Annotated in this window: 1 protein-coding gene; it reads left to right on the top strand. The window is 50.9% G+C overall.

The window, feature by feature from the left end; translation table 11 throughout:
* On the top strand, positions 1 to 1,923 hold a 1,923-nt coding region (locus E4665_RS18305), incomplete at both ends, for a lysozyme family protein (protein ID WP_167815259.1).

The raw sequence follows: 1,923 nt of genomic DNA, 5'->3' as shown, positions 1-1,923 counted from the left end.
GTGTGACGAAGGAATCGGGCGGCGATCCGAACGCAGTACAGCGCATTGTTGATATTAACAGCCTGCAGGGACATCCGGCACAAGGCATCTTGCAGTACATTCCGAGAACATTTGAGGGGTGGATGCGAGCCGGTTACGGTAATATCCGGGGCGCTTTAGATCAGTTCTTGGCTATGTTTGATGATTCCAATTGGTTGAAAGACATTCAGGCACCCGGTGGCTGGGGACCGACAGGTGTTCGTCGTTTTGCTTATGGTGGGCAAGCACTAGGTCCGTCCCTCGTAGGTGAAGCGGGTAAATCTGAACTGATGCGGCTGTCGGATGGTTCCTTAGTGCTTAGCCCGGCTCAAGCGACGCTGATTAATTTTAAAAAGCCAGCGGATATTTTGGGCGGCGATAAGACGGAAAAGCTGCTTAAGTTGTTGCCACATTATGCAACCGGCACACGGCGTGAATGGGTGAAGGGCTACACGCGTTCTGATGGCACGAAAGTGGCCGGTTACTGGCGGACAGTTAAGGTTTCCTCGTCTAAAAAGTCGTCTTTCTCAAAGTCGAAGTCGAAGTCAAGTAAACCAGCGAAGCGATCCGCGCCTAAAAAGTCCACGTTTAACTACTCGAAAATGATTTCGGATAAGATCGGCACGATCATTGCTGACTACCGATCAGGAAAGATTTCAGCAGCTTCTGAAAAAAGCCGGTTACAGTCACTGGAAAAGTACTCGAAGACGACCGCTTCACAGCGGAATCGGATCACGAACACGATGGCGACGGCACGAAATCAGTACAACGCACTCGTTAAGAAGTTTGATTCGCTAGGATCGAAGATCGTTAGTAACTACCGATCCAGCAAGCAGTCGCAGTCGAGTGAACAAAACGAATTGTCGATGATTAACGAGCTGAAAAGGGGAAACAAGCTGACAGAATCCTGGTACACCAAGATTTACAATCAGATGACGTCGGCTGTCAACCTGCAGTCCCTGAACACGTCCGTACAAAGTTCCGCGCAGACGTATCTGAACGCCGTCAAGTCAGCCGTCTCAACCATGAACGGCGTGATTGACAGTGCGAAGCAGACCGTGTACGGAACATGGGGACTGCTGGACGCGCCGACCAGCAGCACGAGTACAGTGACATCAGGATCAGGCTTAGTGGCTAATCTGAAGGCTCAGGATACGCAGCTGTCCCAGTTTAAAGCAGCCATTGCCAAACTCCGCAGCCGGAAAGTAAACAGTAGCCTAGTGGATGAACTCGAAGCACTGGGGCCGAATTCTCTTGCTGAAATTCAGAATATTGCTGGCCTATCGAACGGCATGCTGAGCCAGTATCAGAGTCTGTGGTCTCAGAAGAACAGTCTGTCCTATGCGGTGGGTGCCGACATGTCGCACAGCGCTGTGACAACGGCACAAAGTACCATCAATCAAGCCACAGCAGCCTTTAACGCGTCAATTGCAGCAGATAAGAAAAAATACTACCAGAACGGCTTTACGATTGCGCAGTCGACGCTGTCCGGCATCCAGAAAGGGTTTGAAGGGGTTGGCTCCGTACTGGGCAACACGATCAGTGCGATTGGTAAGAGCCTTTATAATTTGGTCAACAAAGATCTGGGCATTAAAGTCACCAAGCATGCAGTTGGTGGCTTTACGTTTGGTGAACAGCTCTCGTGGCTGTCTGAAAATAATCAGCCGGAAGTCGTTTTACCTCTAACGGATAAGACGCGATCTGTTCAGCTAATTAATCAGGCGCTGTCTTTTATGGGTCTGAACGGGAGCAGATCCGCACCAAAAACGGATCAAGGGTCGCTCAATCAGCTGCTTTCCGCGCAGCAGGACACGAACACGCTGCTCGCAACCCTCGCTCAAATCTTTGTCAATAAGCAGTTTACGCTGGGCACGCCGCAAGCCGCGTCGCAGCTGGAACCGTACA

It is taken from the genome of Sporolactobacillus shoreae, assembly GCF_004684935.1.
In the GTDB taxonomy this organism is placed as follows: domain Bacteria; phylum Bacillota; class Bacilli; order Bacillales; family Sporolactobacillaceae; genus Sporolactobacillus; species Sporolactobacillus shoreae.
The sequence above is the reverse complement of the archived record's forward strand: the minus strand, read 5'-3'. Positions and strand labels throughout refer to the sequence as shown.